The 15971-nt window shown below is 67.4% G+C and carries 15 protein-coding genes; 8 read left to right on the forward strand and 7 right to left on the reverse strand.

The window, feature by feature from the left end:
* Positions 1 to 220 precede the first annotated feature (220 nt).
* On the forward strand, positions 221 to 1657 hold the full coding sequence (shkS, locus tag QTI45_RS00445; RefSeq protein WP_286369309.1) for a surface-behavior sensor histidine kinase ShkS: 1437 nt from the start codon (positions 221 to 223) through the stop codon (positions 1655 to 1657).
* 31 nt (positions 1658 to 1688) lie between these two features.
* Here shkS and QTI45_RS00450 read toward each other — a convergent pair whose 3' ends face one another.
* The 7 genes from QTI45_RS00450 to QTI45_RS00480 form a co-directional block, all read right to left on the reverse strand.
* On the reverse strand, positions 1689 to 2285 hold the full coding sequence (locus QTI45_RS00450) for a LuxR C-terminal-related transcriptional regulator (RefSeq protein ID WP_286369234.1): 597 nt from the start codon (positions 2283 to 2285) through the stop codon (positions 1689 to 1691).
* 59 nt (positions 2286 to 2344) lie between these two features.
* Complete coding sequence (locus QTI45_RS00455; protein WP_286369235.1) at positions 2345 to 3670, reverse strand: tryptophan--tRNA ligase; 1326 nt, start codon at positions 3668 to 3670, stop codon at positions 2345 to 2347.
* A 7-nt stretch (positions 3671 to 3677) separates the two neighbouring features.
* Positions 3678 to 4349, reverse strand: coding sequence for a site-2 protease family protein (locus QTI45_RS00460; protein WP_286369236.1), 672 nt, complete (start codon positions 4347 to 4349; stop codon positions 3678 to 3680).
* Positions 4350 to 4390: 41 nt separating this feature from the next.
* Complete coding sequence (locus QTI45_RS00465) at positions 4391 to 5026, reverse strand: L-threonylcarbamoyladenylate synthase (protein ID WP_286369237.1); 636 nt, start codon at positions 5024 to 5026, stop codon at positions 4391 to 4393.
* 28 nt (positions 5027 to 5054) lie between these two features.
* Positions 5055 to 5993, reverse strand: coding sequence for a DMT family transporter (locus QTI45_RS00470; RefSeq protein WP_286369238.1), 939 nt, complete (start codon positions 5991 to 5993; stop codon positions 5055 to 5057).
* Complete coding sequence (locus QTI45_RS00475; RefSeq protein WP_286369239.1) at positions 5990 to 6844, reverse strand: 3',5'-nucleoside bisphosphate phosphatase; 855 nt, start codon at positions 6842 to 6844, stop codon at positions 5990 to 5992. The genes QTI45_RS00470 and QTI45_RS00475 overlap by 4 nt, the downstream gene beginning before the upstream one ends.
* A 164-nt stretch (positions 6845 to 7008) precedes the next feature.
* Positions 7009 to 8022, reverse strand: a complete 1014-nt coding sequence (locus tag QTI45_RS00480) for a transporter (protein WP_286369240.1) — start codon at positions 8020 to 8022, stop codon at positions 7009 to 7011.
* Positions 8023 to 8169: 147 nt separating this feature from the next.
* On the opposite strand from QTI45_RS00480, the gene ppk2 reads away from it, so the two are divergent.
* From ppk2 to urtB, 7 genes are all read left to right on the forward strand, one after another.
* Positions 8170 to 9087, forward strand: a complete 918-nt coding sequence (ppk2, locus tag QTI45_RS00485; protein ID WP_286369241.1) for a polyphosphate kinase 2 — start codon at positions 8170 to 8172, stop codon at positions 9085 to 9087.
* A 433-nt stretch (positions 9088 to 9520) separates the two neighbouring features.
* Positions 9521 to 9895: a hypothetical protein gene (locus QTI45_RS00490; protein ID WP_286369242.1), complete on the forward strand. Its 375-nt coding sequence runs from the start codon at positions 9521 to 9523 to the stop codon at positions 9893 to 9895.
* 215 nt (positions 9896 to 10110) lie between these two features.
* Positions 10111 to 10824: a hypothetical protein gene (locus QTI45_RS00495; RefSeq protein WP_286653270.1), complete on the forward strand. Its 714-nt coding sequence runs from the start codon at positions 10111 to 10113 to the stop codon at positions 10822 to 10824.
* A 139-nt stretch (positions 10825 to 10963) separates the two neighbouring features.
* On the forward strand, positions 10964 to 12007 hold the full coding sequence (locus QTI45_RS00500; protein WP_286369244.1) for an extracellular catalytic domain type 1 short-chain-length polyhydroxyalkanoate depolymerase: 1044 nt from the start codon (positions 10964 to 10966) through the stop codon (positions 12005 to 12007).
* Positions 12008 to 12029: 22 nt separating this feature from the next.
* Entirely contained in the window at positions 12030 to 12875 is an 846-nt protein-coding gene (locus QTI45_RS00505; protein WP_286369245.1) for a lipase family protein, read from the forward strand.
* Positions 12876 to 12979: 104 nt separating this feature from the next.
* On the forward strand, positions 12980 to 14248 hold the full coding sequence (urtA, locus tag QTI45_RS00510; RefSeq protein WP_286369246.1) for an urea ABC transporter substrate-binding protein: 1269 nt from the start codon (positions 12980 to 12982) through the stop codon (positions 14246 to 14248).
* 170 nt (positions 14249 to 14418) lie between these two features.
* The gene (urtB, locus tag QTI45_RS00515; protein WP_286369247.1) at positions 14419 to 15966 is read left to right on the forward strand and encodes an urea ABC transporter permease subunit UrtB; all 1548 of its coding nucleotides are present in this window, start codon (positions 14419 to 14421) and stop codon (positions 15964 to 15966) included.
* Positions 15967 to 15971 lie beyond the last annotated feature (5 nt).

Here is a 15971-nt window from a genome sequence, read left to right on the forward strand (position 1 = left end):
TCGGCTCGACGTTGCGCGCACGCGACGATCCAGGGAATGAATTGCCCGCCGACGCAGGGCCGGCCAATTAAGATCGAGCCCTAGCGCCTGGCGCACCAGGGGTGCGTGGCACGAGGCGGCATCCGGCCGCCGAGCTTTTCGATTGCGAGCCGCAGTGCCGCATCCATGGCCCCTCGCGAGGGGCCTTTTTTTTGGCCTGGATGACAAGGGCGTGCAAGCAATGGTGGGTAATTCGTCGTTCGCGGGACTGGGCAACTCGTCCTTTGCCAGCCTCACGCCGGCACCGGCCTCGGCCGACGAGGCCGAGCCGTGGGTGCGAGGCGAACTGATCCGCAGCCTGATGCGGGCCTCTCGCGGCTCCTACCTGCTGGCGGCGGCCCTGATGCCGGCGATGGTGGGCCTGAGCTGGGGCCACGTGCCGGCCTGGCAGCTGATCGTGTGGCTCGCCATCGGCATCGCCGCCACCGGTTGCCGGATCTGGGGCGAGCAGCTGTATGCCCGGCACTACGCCGACCGCGATTCGGCCGCGCAGCAGTACTTCGTCGAGCGCTACCGCTATCTATGGAGCGCCAGCGGCTTCGCCTGGGGCCTGTCGATCCTGATCTTCTTCGAGCGCACGCCGCTGGTGAACCAGTTCATGAGCTGGCTGATCGTCGCCGGCGTGGCGACCTTCCCGCTCAATGGCCTGGCGCTGCATCCGCCGCTGCTCAGGCGCTACGTCAATACCCTGTTCTTCACCATGCTGGCGGCGATCGTGCTGCGCATGATCGAGCTCAAGTTCGAGCGGCCGCATTTCCATTACGGCTTCCTGATGCTGCCGGTGCTGCACTGGTGGCTGCTGCTGCGGGCCGGCCGGCGCATCCACGAGACCGCGCGCAACAGCTTCGAGCTGCTGTTCCACAACCACATCCTGATCAATTCGCTGACGCAGCAGCGGCAGGCGGCGGTGTCGGCCGTGGCCATGAAGAACCGTTTCCTGGCCAGTGCCGCGCACGACATGCGGCAACCCGTGCTGGCGCTGTCGCTCTATGCCGACTGGCTGCGCAACGAGCCCGAGCTGGTGGCCGAGATCGCGCCGAAGATCGTCCGCGCCACGCATGCCGTGAACGCCCTGTTCGATTCGCTGTTCGACCTCGCCCGCATCGACTCGGGGCAGGTGCGGCTGCACATCGAGCGGGTCGAGGTGGCCCAGCTGCTGCACGACCTCGAACTGCAGTACCGTCCGGTGGCCGAGGCCAAGGGCCTGACCTTCCGCATGCACGTGACGCCCGGCACCGTGCTGACCGATCCGATCCGCGTGCGCCGCATGATCGGCAACCTGCTGGCCAACGCCACCAAGTACACCGCCGAGGGCGGCATCCTGCTGGCGTCGAGGCAGACCCGGGACGGCCTGCGGGTGGAGGTCTGGGATACCGGCATCGGCATCGCGCGCGAGCACCTGCGCGATGTCTTCCTGGAGTTCTACAAGGTGGCCGACCATGCCGGCACCTCGGACGGCTTCGGCCTCGGCCTGGCGATCGTCGCCCGGCTGTCGCACGCGCTCGGCCATCCGGTCAGCGTGCGTTCGCGGCTGGGCCGGGGCAGCGTGTTCCGCGTCGCCTTGCACGACGCCGACGAAACGCAAGCCCAGACCCGCATCTCGGGCGCTGTGGGCTGAGCCCGTTGGCCGGCGAAGCTCGGCCCGGGGGTCAGCCCGACAGAAGTCCGTTGGTGCGGGCGTGGTGCAGCGCCTGGGTGCGGCTCTTCACGCCGAGGCGGCGGAACAGGCGCCACAGGTGCACCTTGACCGTGTGCTCGCTGATGTCGAGTTCGGTCGCGATGTCGCGGTTGCTCATGCCCTGGTCGAGCATGGCGATCAGCTGGGTCTGGCGCTTCGACAGCTTGCTGTTGGCGGCTGCCACCGGCTCTTCGGCATCGGTGTCGGCCATCAGCAGGCCGCGCAGCGCGGCCGTGAGTTCGGCCGAGCTGGCCGACTTCTCGATGTAGGTATCGGCGCCGGCCTCTATGCAGGCTTCTTCCATGTCGGCCGAGGGCGAGGCCGAATAGACCGCGATCGGCACGTCCGGGTAGGCCAGCTTGACCGCCACCACGCCCGAGACGCCGGTGGTGTCGGGCAGCTTCAGGTCGAGGCAGAACAGGCCCGGAGCGCCGTGCTGCTTGACGGCCGCCGCCAGCTTGTCGAGGCGCTCGAGTTCGACGATGTTCTCGGCCGGTCGCAGGCGCCGCAGCACCATCACGATGGCGTCGCGCATCAGGGGGTGGTCGTCGATGACATAGATACTCATGATTTACTCGCAGTGTCCGCAGGTCGGGCTTGGCCCATCGCTGCGGGTATTGACCGTGTTTAACCCTCGCTTGCCGCTTCGGCCGCAGCAAGCGCCTCCAGTGCGGCCGAAGCCGCACGCATACCCTCGTCATCCAGCGCCTCGAGCTGCGCCGCGAGCTGCGCCAGGGCCGCCCCGCGCTGCTGTCGCAGCGTTCCGATCGCCCGGCCCGCTTCCTGCGGCGATGCGAATCCCAGGCTTTGTACCAGTTGGACCCCACTCACGTCGAGCAACTTGAAGTAGAAAAGCCCGTCGCGCTCGCGGTACTGCTTGAAGCTCGGCCGCGCCACCTTGGCCGCCTTGGGCGCCGCCGCCTTGTCCTGGCTGGCGAGATTGCGCAGGCCGACCGCGTGGCGCAGGTCGGTCATGAAGGGCCGCGACAGCGCGCGCGCCTTCTCGGCGCCGGCGCGCAGGATCCGCTCGATCTGGGCCGGATCGTTGAGCAGGGCCTCGTAGTGCGCCCGCATCGGCGCCACTTCGCGGTCGATGCGCTCGAACAGCAGCTGCTTGGCGTCGCCCCAGCCGATGCCGTCGGCGAAGGCCTGGCGCAGGGTCTCGGTCTCCTCGTCGTCGGCGAAGGCCTGGTAGATCTGGAACAGCGCCGAGCCCTCGGTGTCCTTGGGCTCGCCGGGGGCGCGCGAATCGGTCACGATGCCGTTGATCAGCTTCTGCAGCTGGGCCCGCGGCGTGAAGAGCGGGATCGTGTTGTCGTAGCTCTTGCTCATCTTGCGGCCGTCCAGGCCCGGCAAGGTCGCCACCGCGTCGTCGATCTCGGCCTCGGGCAGCGTGAAATGCTCGCCGTACAGGTGATTGAAGTGCTGCGCCATGTCGCGCGCCATCTCGATGTGCTGCACCTGATCGCGGCCCACCGGCACCTTGTGGGCGTTGAACATCAGGATGTCGGCGCCCATCAGCACCGGGTACATGAAGAGGCCGGCACTGACCTCGGCGTCCGGGTCCTCGCCGCGGGCGGTGTTCTTGTCGACCTGCGCCTTGTAGGCGTGGGCCCGGTTGAGCAGGCCCTTGCCGGTGACGCAGGTCAGGAACCAGGTCAGCTCGGGGATCTCGGGGATGTCGGACTGGCGGTAGAAGGTGACCCGCTCCGGATCCAGCCCGCAGGCCAGCCAGGTGGCGGCGATCTCGAGCGTCGAGCGCTGGATGCGGGCCGGTTCGTCGACCTTGATCAGCGCGTGGTAGTCGGCCAGGAAATAGAAGCTCTGGACGTCGTCGCGGCGGCTGAAGCGCACCGAGTGGCGCACCGAGCCGACATAGTTGCCGAGGTGCGGCGTGCCGCTGGTGGTGATGCCGGTCAGGAAGCGGATGGGCGTGTCGGGAAGCAGGGCCATGGGAGGTTCAGCGAATGAGGGCGGTGAGCGGGCTCAGCAGCAGGGAGATGGCCTGGTAGCCGAAGGCCATCAGCGGGCTCAGCCACCAGGTGCTGACGACACCGGCGATGACCAGGCCCATCACGATGAAGAAGCCGTAGGGCTCGATGCGGGCCAGGAATTCCTGGGCGCCGCCGCGCGGCAGCAGGCCGGCCAGCACGCGGCCGCCGTCGAGCGGGGGCAGCGGGAACAGGTTGAAGGCCCACATCACGAGGTTGACCAGCACGCCGCCCTGGGCCATCTTGATGAAAAAGGTTTCATCGATGCCGGCACCCACCAGGCCGACCAGGAACAGCGCCCACACGATGGCCTGGAAGAAATTCGACGCCGGGCCGGCCAGCGCGACCCAGACCATGTCGCGTTTGGGGTGGCGCAGCCGGTTGAAATTGACCGGAACCGGCTTGGCGTAGCCGAACAGGAAGGCGCCCGAGGTGGCGAAATAGAGCAGCAGCGGCATCAGGATGGTGCCGATGGGGTCGATGTGCTTGAGCGGGTTGAGCGTCACGCGGCCCATCACGTAGGCCGTGTTGTCGCCGAAGTACCGTGCCACGTAGCCGTGCGCCGCTTCGTGCACCGTGATCGCGAAGACCACGGGCAGGGCGTAGATCAGGACGGTTTGAATCAGGTTTTGGATATCCACCGCCGGATTGTCTCAGACGGTAAGGATGTCCCTTCGGCGACTCACAGCCCCAGGGCGGCGAGCGGGCCGCGTCCCTGCCGCACCAGCAGCGGTTCGCCGCCCGCGCCCATGGGCGTGAGGTCGACCACGGTGGTCGGCTCCGAGGGGCAGGCGCCGGCATCGATGACGGCGCCGATCTGCTTCTCGAAGCGCTCGCGGATCTGGGTCGGGTCGTTCATGGCCTCGGTTTCGCCGGGCGGGATCAGCGTGGTGGCGAGCAGGGGCTCGCCGTGCAGCGTCAGCAGCTCGAGCAGCACCCGGTGGTCGGGCACCCGCAGGCCGATGGTCTTGCGCTGCGGATGGCTGACCCGGCGCGGCACTTCCTTGGTCGCTTCGAGCAGGAAGGTGTAGGGGCCGGGGGTGGCGGCCTTCAGCAGCCGGTATTGCTTGTTGTCGACCCGGGCGTAGTTCGAGAGCTCGCTCAGGTCGCGGCAGATCAGCGTCAGGTGGTGCTTGTCGTCGACCTGGCGGATCCGTCGCAGCTGGTCGACAGCGTCCTTGTCGTCGAGGTGGCAGGCCAGCGCGTAGCTGGAGTCGGTGGGTACGGCGACGATCTCGCCGCGTGCCAGCAGGGCGACCGCCTGCTTCAGCAGCCGCTGCTGAGGGTTGTCGGGGTGGACTTCGAAGAACTGGGCCATGGGGCGATTCTGTCAGGAAGCGCGGGGCTCATGATTCGGCGGGCTCGATCGGGACCCGGCGTTCGCGCACCGTCAGCCAGGCCCCGGCCGCCCCGCAGACCGCGATCATGCCCATGCCGATCAGGGAAATCATGTCCGGCACATAGGAGAACATGATCCAGCCGCCCAGCATGGCGAAGGCGATCTGCGCATAGAGGTAGGGCGTCAGCGTGGAGGCCGGGGCCCGCTGGTAGGCCAGGATCAGGATGAAATGGCCCACCGTGCCCATGAAGCCCATCAGGCACAAGAGGGCCCACCAGTGCCAGGACGGCAGCGTGGCCCAGACGAAGGGCAGGGCGAAGGAGGCCAGCAGCGCACCGACCCAGCCGGTGTAGAAGTGCATCGTGAGCGGGTCCTCGGTCTGCGCCAGCTTGCTGGTCAGCACCTGGAACCAGGCGTTGGTCAGCACCAGGCCGATCGGGAGGAACATGGCCCAGCTGAAGGCTTCTCCACCCGGGCGCAGGATCACCAGCGTGCCGGCGAAGCCGCCTGCCACCAGCGCCCAGCGCAGCGGCGACACGTGCTCCTTGAGAGTGGTGGCGGCCAGCAGTGTGATCACCAGCGGCGCGATCAGCACGATCGAGGTGAACTCGGCCAGCGGCATGTAGCGCAGGCTGAAGAAGGCCAGGGTGCTGGAGGCCAGCAGCAGGGCGCCGCGCAGCAGCTGGTAGCGCGGATGGCGGGTGCGCAGCAGCGCGGTGCCGTGACGCGGCAGCAGCACCAGCGTGGTCGCCACCGCCTGGAAGATATAGCGGACCCAGACCCCCATCAGGATCGGCACCGCCGCGGTCGACAGCTTGGTGGCGGTGTCCAGCGTGGCGAAGCAGGCCACCGCCAGCAGCACCAGGCCGATGCCGGCGAGGATGCGTTCGGACTCCAGGTCGCGCGTGCTCTTCGCAGCGACCGCTTCGCTCGCCGGGCTGCTCACTGGATGCGGTGCTCCAGCAGCTCCCAGACCGGCGTCAGCTTGCCGGGCAGCGGGGGCAGCTTGCCGAGGTCGCAGTGGCTTTCGTCGGGGCTGTGGAAATCGCTGCCGCGCGAGGCGGCGAAGTCGAATTCGAGCGCCTTGTCGGCGTACTCGACGTACTCGGCCGGCGTGTGGCTGCCGGTGACGACCTCGATCGCCCGCCCGCCGTGGGCCTTGAACTCGACGAACAGGGCGTATTCCTCGTTGGCCGTGAACTTGTAGCGGCCGGGGTGGGCGATCACGGCCAGGCCCTTGGCGGCGGTGATCCAGTGCACCGCGTCCTTGAGCGTGGCCCAGCGGTGCGGCACGTAGCCGGGCTTGCCTTCGGTCAGGAACTTGCGGAACACCTCGGACGTGTCGCGGCAGTGGCCGGCCTCGACCAGGAAACGGGCGAAATGGGTGCGCGAGATCAGTTCGGGATTGCCGACGAAGCGCAGCGCGCCCTCGTAGGCGCCGTGGATGCCGACCCGGGCCAGGCCCTCGGACATCTCCATGGCCCGCTTGCCGCGGCCGCCGCGGGTGTCGTAGAGGCCTTCGCTGATCGCGGCGTCGTCGGGGTCGAAGCCCAGGCCGACGATGTGGACCGTCTCGCCGGCGAAGGTGACCGAGATCTCGGTGCCCGTGAGGTACTTCATGCCGTGCTCGCGGGCGGCGGCGGCGGCGCGGTGCTGGCCGCCGATCTCGTCGTGGTCGGTCAGGGCCCAGAGCTCGACGCCGTTGGCGGCGGCGCGGGCCGCCAGTGCCTCGGGTGTCAACGTGCCATCGGACACCACGGAGTGGCAGTGCAGGTCGGCGTTGAGGATGGAAGACACCGCACGAGTTTATTCTTTCTCGGAATTGCCCGTGGCGGCCCTCATTTTTGTCTCGACCTCATGCTCGCATGACCCGTGGCACATGAAACCGTCATGCTCCAAACCCAGGGATACCGCGGATCCGGCTTTGCCGGGCCGCTGGTATCGCCCCCTCGAGGGGGACTCTACCGCTTGTTGCGGAAGGCGAACCAGGCGGCGACTGCGGTGAAAGAGATGACTATGGCCACCACGATCCAGAAGCCGTGGGGATGCTCGGCCAGCGGGATGCCGCCGACGTTCATGCCGAACAGGCCGGCCAGGATGTTGATCGGCAACGCCAGCACGGTGACCACGGTCAGCACGAACAGGCTGCGGCTGTTGTCCTCGTTGACGTCGGCGGCGATCTCTTCCTGCAACAGCTTGATGCGCTCCTGCAGCGCCCCCATGTCGCGCAGCACCACCGAGAACTCCTCGGTCGAGCCGCGCAGCTCGAGCACGTCGGGCTCGGCCATCCAGGCCGGCGGGCTCTGCAGCAGCCGGAACAGGGCCGCCGGCTCGGGCGCCAGCAGGCGCTGCAGCCGCACCAGCACCCGGCGCAGCACGCCGAGCCGGGCCCGCTTGTGGTCGAGCCGGCCGGCCAGCAGCGCGTCCTCGATGTCGTCGATGCGGCCGGTCACGTCGCGCACGATGCGCACCAGCACGTCGGCCTGCACGCGCAGCAGGTGCTCCAGCAGCTCGGTGCTGGAGCGCGGCGCATCGCCGGCCTTGACCGCGGTGCGCAGCGCATCGACCGAGCGCAGCGGCTGGGTGCGCGCGGTCACGACCAGCCGCGGCCCGACGCTGATCCACAGGGTCGAGATGTCGGACGGTTCGAAGCTGAACTCGAAGTGGACGTCGTTGATGACCGCGATCAGTGAATCGTCGGCGCGCTCGATGCGGGTCGAGTGCAGCCCGTCCTTCAGGGTTTCGAAGAAGAGGTCGGAGAGGCCCGCGTGGCGCAGCAGCCAGCGTTCGGCCTGGGCGTGGCTCAGGTTGAAGTGCAGCCACATGTAGGCACCGGGCGGCGTGCCGGCGGCCAGCCAGTCGGCGGCCTGGGCGGAGTCGACCGGGCGGCTCGGTTCGGGGGCGGCGGCATCGAAGAGGTAGCCGCAGATCAGCCCGGCTTCGTCGCTGCCGTAGGCGCCAGCGATCGAATTCATGGTGCGGGGGGCATGGTGGGAGTCGCGCCGATGATGGCGGCGCTTCATGTCAGTTGTGTGACGACGCGGTCGCTGCGTGTTTTCTGTCACGCGACGGTCATGCGGCGGCGTCAGCATGGGGCATTCCTCCGCCCTCCGAGTAGAACCATGACGCTGCCAAGTACCTTCAATGACCACAACGAACTGATGGCGCGGATCGCGCGCGACCTGGTGGACAGCTACGACGAGGAGATCGAGCTCGAGCTCGAGGACCGGAACCTCGACGAGCTGCAGTCCGGCGTGGTCGCCGACAAGGCGGGCCGCCAGGCCTACTTCAAGGAGCTGTTCCGGCTCCAGGGCGAGCTGGTCGAGCTGCAGGACTGGGTGCAGCACAGCCGGCAGAAGGTCGTGATCCTGTTCGAGGGCCGCGACGCGGCCGGCAAGGGCGGCGTCATCAAGCGCATCACGCAGCGGCTCAACCCGCGCGTGGTGCGGGTGGCGGCGCTGCCGGCGCCGAACGACCGCGAGCGCACCCAGTGGTACTTCCAGCGCTACGTGGCGCACCTGCCGGCGGCCGGCGAGATGGTGCTGTTCGACCGCAGCTGGTACAACCGCGCCGGCGTCGAGCGCGTGATGGGCTTCTGCTCCGACGAGGAGTACGAGGAGTTCTTCCGCACCGTGCCCGACTTCGAGCGGATGCTGGTGCGCTCGGGCATCAAGCTCATCAAGTACTGGTTCTCGATCACCGACGACGAGCAGCACATGCGCTTCCTCGGCCGCATCCACGATCCGCTGAAGCAGTGGAAGCTGAGCCCGATGGACCTGGAGTCGCGCCGCCGCTGGGAGGAATACACCAAGGCCAAGGAAATGATGCTGGACCGCACCCACATCCCCGAGGCGCCCTGGTGGGTGGTGCAGGCGGTCGACAAGAAGAAGGCGCGCCTGAACTGCATCAGCCACCTGCTGGGCCAGCTGCCCTACCACGACGTGCCGCACGCGCCGGTGGAGCTGCCGGCGCGGGTGCGCAATGCCGACTACCTGCGCCACCCGGTCCCGGCCAGCATGTACGTGCCCGAAAAGTACTGATCCGGGCAATTTCGGGCGCTTCGGCGGCGGATCGGCCCGGGGCGGATTGGCCGATCGTCCGGAGTCCGCAGCAGGGAGGAAAGTCCACGGTCTCGGTGCCGCCCAGCACGGCGCGCACGTCTTCCACGGTACGGATTCGTAGCTCGCTCAAGCTGATGATCATTCAAAGTCGATGTTCATCCATCCCGCATAGCTGCCGCCTATCGGCAGTAACTCCGAACGCCTTTTGCACAACACAGGCTCGTCGTCCGATGGAAACGCGCCTGCAGCAACTCGTCCAGGCTCATCCGCCATTGAAAAGTGTCAATAGAGATTTCCGAGATTGTTTTGGATGAATCTGATTTACGGCGCCCGGAGGTCTGCATAGATTCCCTTGCGAGCTTGTCTGGCTGTCCCGGCGCGCACCGGTTATCCAAAAACGAGAACTATGTAAATGTCCCCAATCCTCAGCAAGACGTTCGGCGGCCTGTCGCGTACGTACTACCTGCGCCAGTTTCTCTTCGGAGCAATTTTTCCCGCGCTCGTCGTGTTCATGGTGACGTCCAGAGGCGGTGCCATGCCACTCAGCATGGTACTCATCTTCGTCGCGAACACTTTGCTCTATCCCTACGCACGCTTTGTTTACGAAAGGGTCGTCGGTTTCATCATGGGCTCCAACGTGTTCTTCGTCAGCGCCCTGCCCATGCTGTTCGTGAAGCTGATGACGATGGTCTGTTGCTGGGGGTTTGCCGTCTTTATCGCGCCCTTAGGCCTGGGCTACCTGTACTTCCACCACACACGAGCTGAGCGTCAGCAACTCCCGGACTGAGCGGGGCTTGGACCGATGTGCCGCGAAGGTCGGCGCGGCTGCTCGTGGTTGTGGCCTGCTCGGATCGTTCCTGGCAGCGCATTCGCAAATCGCATCGAACCCCGTCCCGTTATCGAGGAGCAGCGCCACGTCGGCGCACCCGTCCACAAGCCCCAGGGCTTTCGCACTGCGCGCGTGACCGCGGGCTTTTCGTTGACCTACAACTTTTGATCGACATGAAAACCATCCTGATTGGCGCGTTCCGCCTCCTTCTCGTGCTCGCCACGGGCGCACTGCTCAGTGCTTGCGAAACCTCCATGCCTCTGAGCTCGAAAACGAAGCAACTGGATTTGAGCGAGCAGTCCATTGGCCTGCTGATGCTGGAGCAGACCCGCGAGGAGAGCCGCACGATGCCGTGGCCGCGCAATCTGTTCGTCAGAAACATGGCGACTGGCAAATCGCAAATGGTGGCAGTGGACACCACGTTCATCGACTACGGCGAGAACGGGGATCACTACGTGACCCCATTGCGACTTGCATTGGCCCCCGGCAAGTACCGCCTTGACGCGCTGCACGGAACAATCCAGGTTTTCCCGCTGAACGGCACGTTCATGGTGCCGCTGGGCCTCGAGTTCGAAGTGCCGGCCCAGTCGGTGTTCTATATGGGGCGAATCCATGCGCATATGCGTCCGCGCAAAGGCACGGAGTTCCGCGCCGGCCCCCCTTTCCCACTGATCGGTCAGGCGGCATTGAACATCGTCACCAGCACCTTCGACGTGCAAGTGCGAGATGCCGCTGCGACGGACCTGCCGATTTTCCGCGAGGCCCTTCCCGTGCTGCAGGCGGGGGAGATTGGCTTGCACGTGCTGCCCGCATTCGACCGCTCGAAGTTCGACGCCCTCCATGCGGGCGTCGTGGATGCCAAGCAAGGGGCCGCAGAAGCGCGATAGCGGCGACGCGCACACAGCAGCAATCAGCTATTGCTTCGGACGAGCAACCAGCACGCGTAGGAGGAGGAAGAGGGTAGCTGGCCGGGGGCGAAGCTGCTACCGTGTTTGCAACGATGCACCGCTGCCTGCCCCCGTCTCCATGCCCCGCCGTTCCCTTTCCCCGCTGACCCGTGCCTACAAGCGCAACCTGAAGGCGCTCACCCAGGCCACGCTGGGCAGCGGCAAGCGCATTGCCCGGCAGGTGCAGAGTGCTGCGGCGCAGCAGCTCAAGCCGCCGCCGGGGCGCGGCGACTGGATCGCCGGTGCGGCCCTGGGCCCCGCCGGCGCCAGGCGCTTTCACCTCTACCGGCCGCCGGCGCTGCAGCTGGACCCGGGCGAGAAGCTGCCGTTGATGGTCATGCTGCACGGCTGCGCCCAGACCGGCCGCGACTTCGCGATCGCCACCCGCATGAACAGGGTCGCCGACCGCGAGCGCTTCCTGGTGCTCTACCCCGAGCAGGACCGCCTGGCCAACGCCCAGGGCTGCTGGAACTGGTACGACCGCCGCTCCGGCAAGGCCGACGCCGAGGCCGCCACCCTGATGGCCGCGATCGACCAGGTGTTGCTGCTGTATCCGGCCGATCGGGACCGGGTGGCGATCGCAGGCTTGTCGGCCGGCGCCAGCATGGCGGCCCTGCTGGCCACCCGCTATCCGGGGCGCTTCAAGGCGGTCGCGATGCATTCGGGGGTGGCGCCCGGCGCGGCCAAGTCGCCCGCCACCGCGCTGGGCGCCATGCGCGGTCAGCACGTGCCGCCGATGCCGGCCACCGCGGTCGGCAAGGCGATGGGCGCCGCGGCGGCATTCACCACGCTGCCGCCGCTGCTGATCCTGCATGGCGACGCCGACAGCGTGGTCGCGCCGAGCAACGCCGGCAGCAGCGCGGAGGTCTGGGCGCTGGCCACCGGCGGCCGGCCCGTGGCCGCGCGGGCGCTGCAGCGCGGCAAGCGCCATCCGATGCGGGTCACCGATTTCAACCGTGGCGGCCGCACGATGGTCTCGCTGTGCGAGATCGCCGGCCTGGGCCATGCCTGGAGCGGCGGGGCGCCGAGCATGCGCTTCACCGACGCCGCCGGCCCCGATGCCTCGAAGCTGGTGTGGGCCTTCGCAGCCCGCCAGTTCCGGCTTGCCGCGCCGCGGCCCTAGCGCCACCCGCCGGGAGTTGCCGATGCCTTCCATTGCCTACGACGCCAGCCGGGCCGCGCTCTACACGCCCGAGCGGCAGCCGACGCTGTTCGAGGACGGACGCTGCTACACGCCCACCCAATGGGCGGTCGAGGCGGCGCGGCTCGCCTACTACCGGGCGGAGGAGTCCGATGCCGAGATGCGGCGGCTGGCACAGGCTTTCGACTGCGCCGGCTTCGGCGCGCCGACCCTGTTCCGCGACCACGCCACGCTGGCCATCGGTACCCTCCAGGCGGACGGCACTGCGCTGGTCGTGTTCCGCGGCACCCAGCCCGACGAGATTCGCCACCTGGCGACCAACCTCCAGGCCCAGCAGACCGACTGGAACGAGAGCGGCGGCCGGGTGCATGCCGGATTCGCCAAGGCGGCGCGGTCGGTGCTGCCGCAGGTGCAGGACTGGCTGTACGGCGAGGCGCACCGGCATGAGCGATTGATCCTCGCCGGCCACAGCCTGGGCGCCGCGCTCGCCACCCTGGCCGCCAGCGTGCTGAATCCGGCCCTGCTGCTCACGCTCGGTTCGCCGCGGGTCGGCAATGCGGATTTCGTGTCCACGCTGGCCGACTTGCACGTGATGCGCATCGTCGACGGCTGCGACGTGGTGACGCAGCTGCCGCCGGCCTTGTCCTTCTATGCCCACACCGGGACCGTGAGCTACATCCGCTGCGTCGACGGCGTCTGCGTGGACGACCCGAGCCCGTCCGAGATCGAGGCCGACCGGATCCAGGGCCGGGCCAGCTACGCGGCGGAGCATGCCTGGCGGCCGGGATCGGTGCTGCTGCGGGAGCTGGCGGACCACGCGCCGATCAATTACGCCCGGGGGTTCTTCTAGCCAGCCAGGCAAGCTCCGTACGCCACCGGGCGTATTTCCGCTCTGCCGCCGCGTCCGCAGACTCCTCTCCATCGTTCCAACCAAACCAGGAGAAGGTAGTCACCATGCAACGTCGATTCACACTCAAGGCGATGACCGCCGCCGTCGCGCTCGCCAGCCTGTCCGCCGTGCCCGCCTTCGCGCAGGACACCATCAAGGTCGGCATCCTGCACTCGCTGTCGGGCACGATGGCGATCTCCGAGACCGTGTTGAAGGACACGGTGCTGATGGCCATCGACGACATCAATGCCAAGGGCGGCGTGCTGGGCAAGAAGCTCGAGCCCGTGGTGGTCGACCCGGCGTCCAACTGGCCGCTGTTCGCCGAGAAGACCAAGCAGCTGCTGGGCCAGGACAAGGTCTCGGTGATCTTCGGTTGCTGGACCTCGGTGTCGCGCAAGTCGGTGCTGCCGGTGGTGGAGGAAATGAACGGCCTGCTGTTCTATCCGGTCCAGTACGAGGGCGAAGAGCTCAGCAAGAACGTCTTCTACACCGGCGCCGCGCCCAATCAGCAGGCGATCCCCGCGGTCGACTACCTGATGAGCAAGGAAGGCGGCGGCGCCAAGCGCTGGGTGCTGCTGGGCACCGACTACGTCTATCCGCGCACCACCAACAAGATCCTGCGCGCCTACCTGAAGAGCAAGGGCGTGGCCGACAAGGACATCGACGAGAAGTACACCCCCTTCGGCCACAGCGACTATCAGACCATCGTCGCCGACGTCAAGAAGTTCTCGGCCGGCGGCAAGACCGCCGTGGTCTCGACCATCAACGGCGACTCCAACGTGCCCTTCTACAAGGAACTCGGCAACGCCGGCCTGAAGGCCAAGGACGTGCCTGTGGTGGCCTTCTCGGTCGGCGAGGAGGAACTGCGCGGCGTCGACACCAAGCCGCTGGTCGGCCACCTGGCTGCCTGGAACTACTTCATGAGCATCAAGAACCCGACCAACACGGCGTTCATCAAGCAGTGGAGCGACTACGCCAAGGCCAAGAACATCGCCGGCCACAAGGACAAGCCGCTGACCAATGACCCGATGGAAGCCACCTGGATCGGCATCCACATGTGGAAGCAGGCGGTCGAGAAGGCCAAGAGCACCGACACCGACAAGGTGATCGCCGCGATGGCCGGCCAGACCTTCACCGCGCCCTCGGGCATAGTGTCGAAGATGGACGAGAAGAACCATCACCTGCACAAGAGCGTGTTCATCGGCGAGATCAAGTCCGACGGCCAGTTCAACGTGGTGTGGAAGACGCCGGGCCCGGTCAAGGCCAAGCCGTGGAGCCCGTTCATCGAAGGCAACGACAAGAAGCCTGACCAGCCGGCCGGAAAGTCCATGTAACTGGGCTCGCCCCCAGGTTGCCCGGCACTTCGTGTCCGGGCGCCCACCCCCTACCGGGGGCAACACCAGCGGCCCGGCGAAGCCGGTTCCGCGGTGTTTTTGAAACAGAGTCGCTCACGTCGCCGCCTTCAATTCTTATGCGTCTTATTCACTCTTGCCTGGCGGCGTTGATGCTGCTGGTTGCTCTCCCGGGTCACGCGCTGACCAGGGAAGAGGCCAAGGCGATCGCTTCGGGCGAGTCGGAGGCCCGCATCGCGGCGCTCAACCAGGCCGTGCTCACGGCGGACGAGAAGACCGCCGCCTTCATCCAGGCGATGGCGGACGATGCGGTCAAGTTCACGGCCGACAAGGTCTTCGTCATCAAGGACGACAAGGCCTACGACCCGGTCAGCGGCGTCGAGCAGAAGCTGCCCGACGACGCCGAGGACGTGGTCAACAACAACATGATGCGCGGCGCGCTGGATGCCGCGCAGGCCGCGCTCAAGCTCACCAGCAAGGACGACGCGGTGCGCGCCGAGGCCGCGCGGGCGCTCTTCAAGGAGCCCGACGAGTCGCGGCTGCCGATGGTCGAGAAGGCGCTGGCCGCCGAAGGCAATCCGAAGATCAAGGCGCAGCTCGAACTGGTGCGCGCCGCCAGCCTGCTCACGAGCACCGACAAGGGCAAGCGCCTGGCTGCCGCCAAGGACCTGGGCGAAAGCCGCAGCCCCGACACCAAGCTGCTGCTGAACCAGCGGCTAGCCGACGAGACCGAGGCCGAGGTCAAGGCCGCCATCGTCGCCTCGATCGCCAGCATCGACGGCTCGCTGGTCTGGGGCGACCGCATCAACGCGATCTTCAGCGGCATCAGCCTGGGCTCGGTGCTGCTGCTGGCCGCACTCGGCCTCGCGATCACCTACGGGCTGATGGGCGTGATCAACATGGCGCACGGCGAGCTGATGATGATCGGCGCCTACGCCACCTACGTGATGCAGGGCATCTTTCAGCGCTACTTCCCCGAGTCGGCCTTCGGCTGGTACCTGGTGGCGGCGATCCCGGTGGCTTTCATGGCCTCGGCGCTGGTCGGCGCGGTGCTCGAACGCGGCGTGATCCGCTTCCTGTACGGCCGGCCGCTCGAGACGCTGCTGGCCACCTGGGGCATCTCGCTGATGCTGCAGCAGTTGGTGCGCTCGCTGTTCGGGGCCCAGAACGTCGGCGTCGAGAACCCGTCGTGGATGAGCGGCGGCCTGACCCTGCTGAGCAACGTCGTGCTGCCCTGGAACCGCATCTGCATCATCATCTTCGCGGGCCTGGTGCTGCTCGCGATGGGCTGGCTGATCGGCCGCACGCGGCTCGGCCTGTTCGTGCGCGGGGTCACGCAGAACCGGCCGATCGCTTCCTGCATGGGCGTCAACACCGCGCGCATCGACACCTACGCCTTCGCGCTCGGCTCGGGCATCGCGGGCCTGGCGGGCTGTGCGCTGTCGCAGATCGGCAACGTCGGTCCCGACCTCGGCCAGAGCTACATCGTCGACTCCTTCATGGTGGTCGTGATGGGCGGCGTCGGCCAGCTCGCCGGCACCGTGTATGCCGCCATGGGCCTGGGCATCCTGAACAAGTTCATCGAAGGCTGGGCCGGCGCGGTGCTCGCGAAGATCGCGGTGCTGGTCTTCATCATCATCTTCATCCAGAAGCGTCCGCAAGGGATCTTCGCGATGAAGGGCCGCAGCGCGGAAGCCTAGGCGAA

The organism is Variovorax saccharolyticus, from assembly GCF_030316765.1.
GTDB classification, from domain to species: Bacteria; Pseudomonadota; Gammaproteobacteria; order Burkholderiales; family Burkholderiaceae_C; genus Variovorax; species Variovorax saccharolyticus.

Excerpts from the sequence above, each read along its gene's own strand:
- shkS (WP_286369309.1), top strand. The coding sequence starts at position 221 with ATGGTGGGTAATTCGTCGTTCGCGGGACTGGGCAACTCGTCCTTTGCC.
- QTI45_RS00450 (WP_286369234.1), bottom strand. The coding sequence starts at position 2,285 with ATGAGTATCTATGTCATCGACGACCACCCCCTGATGCGCGACGCCATC.
- QTI45_RS00455 (WP_286369235.1), bottom strand. The coding sequence starts at position 3,670 with ATGGCCCTGCTTCCCGACACGCCCATCCGCTTCCTGACCGGCATCACC.
- QTI45_RS00465 (WP_286369237.1), bottom strand. The coding sequence starts at position 5,026 with ATGGCCCAGTTCTTCGAAGTCCACCCCGACAACCCTCAGCAGCGGCTG.
- QTI45_RS00480 (WP_286369240.1), bottom strand. The coding sequence starts at position 8,022 with ATGAATTCGATCGCTGGCGCCTACGGCAGCGACGAAGCCGGGCTGATC.
- ppk2 (WP_286369241.1), top strand. The coding sequence starts at position 8,170 with ATGACGCTGCCAAGTACCTTCAATGACCACAACGAACTGATGGCGCGG.
- QTI45_RS00490 (WP_286369242.1), top strand. The coding sequence starts at position 9,521 with ATGTCCCCAATCCTCAGCAAGACGTTCGGCGGCCTGTCGCGTACGTAC.
- QTI45_RS00495 (WP_286653270.1), top strand. The coding sequence starts at position 10,111 with ATGAAAACCATCCTGATTGGCGCGTTCCGCCTCCTTCTCGTGCTCGCC.
- QTI45_RS00500 (WP_286369244.1), top strand. The coding sequence starts at position 10,964 with ATGCCCCGCCGTTCCCTTTCCCCGCTGACCCGTGCCTACAAGCGCAAC.
- QTI45_RS00505 (WP_286369245.1), top strand. The coding sequence starts at position 12,030 with ATGCCTTCCATTGCCTACGACGCCAGCCGGGCCGCGCTCTACACGCCC.
- urtA (WP_286369246.1), top strand. The coding sequence starts at position 12,980 with ATGCAACGTCGATTCACACTCAAGGCGATGACCGCCGCCGTCGCGCTC.
- urtB (WP_286369247.1), top strand. The coding sequence starts at position 14,419 with ATGCTGCTGGTTGCTCTCCCGGGTCACGCGCTGACCAGGGAAGAGGCC.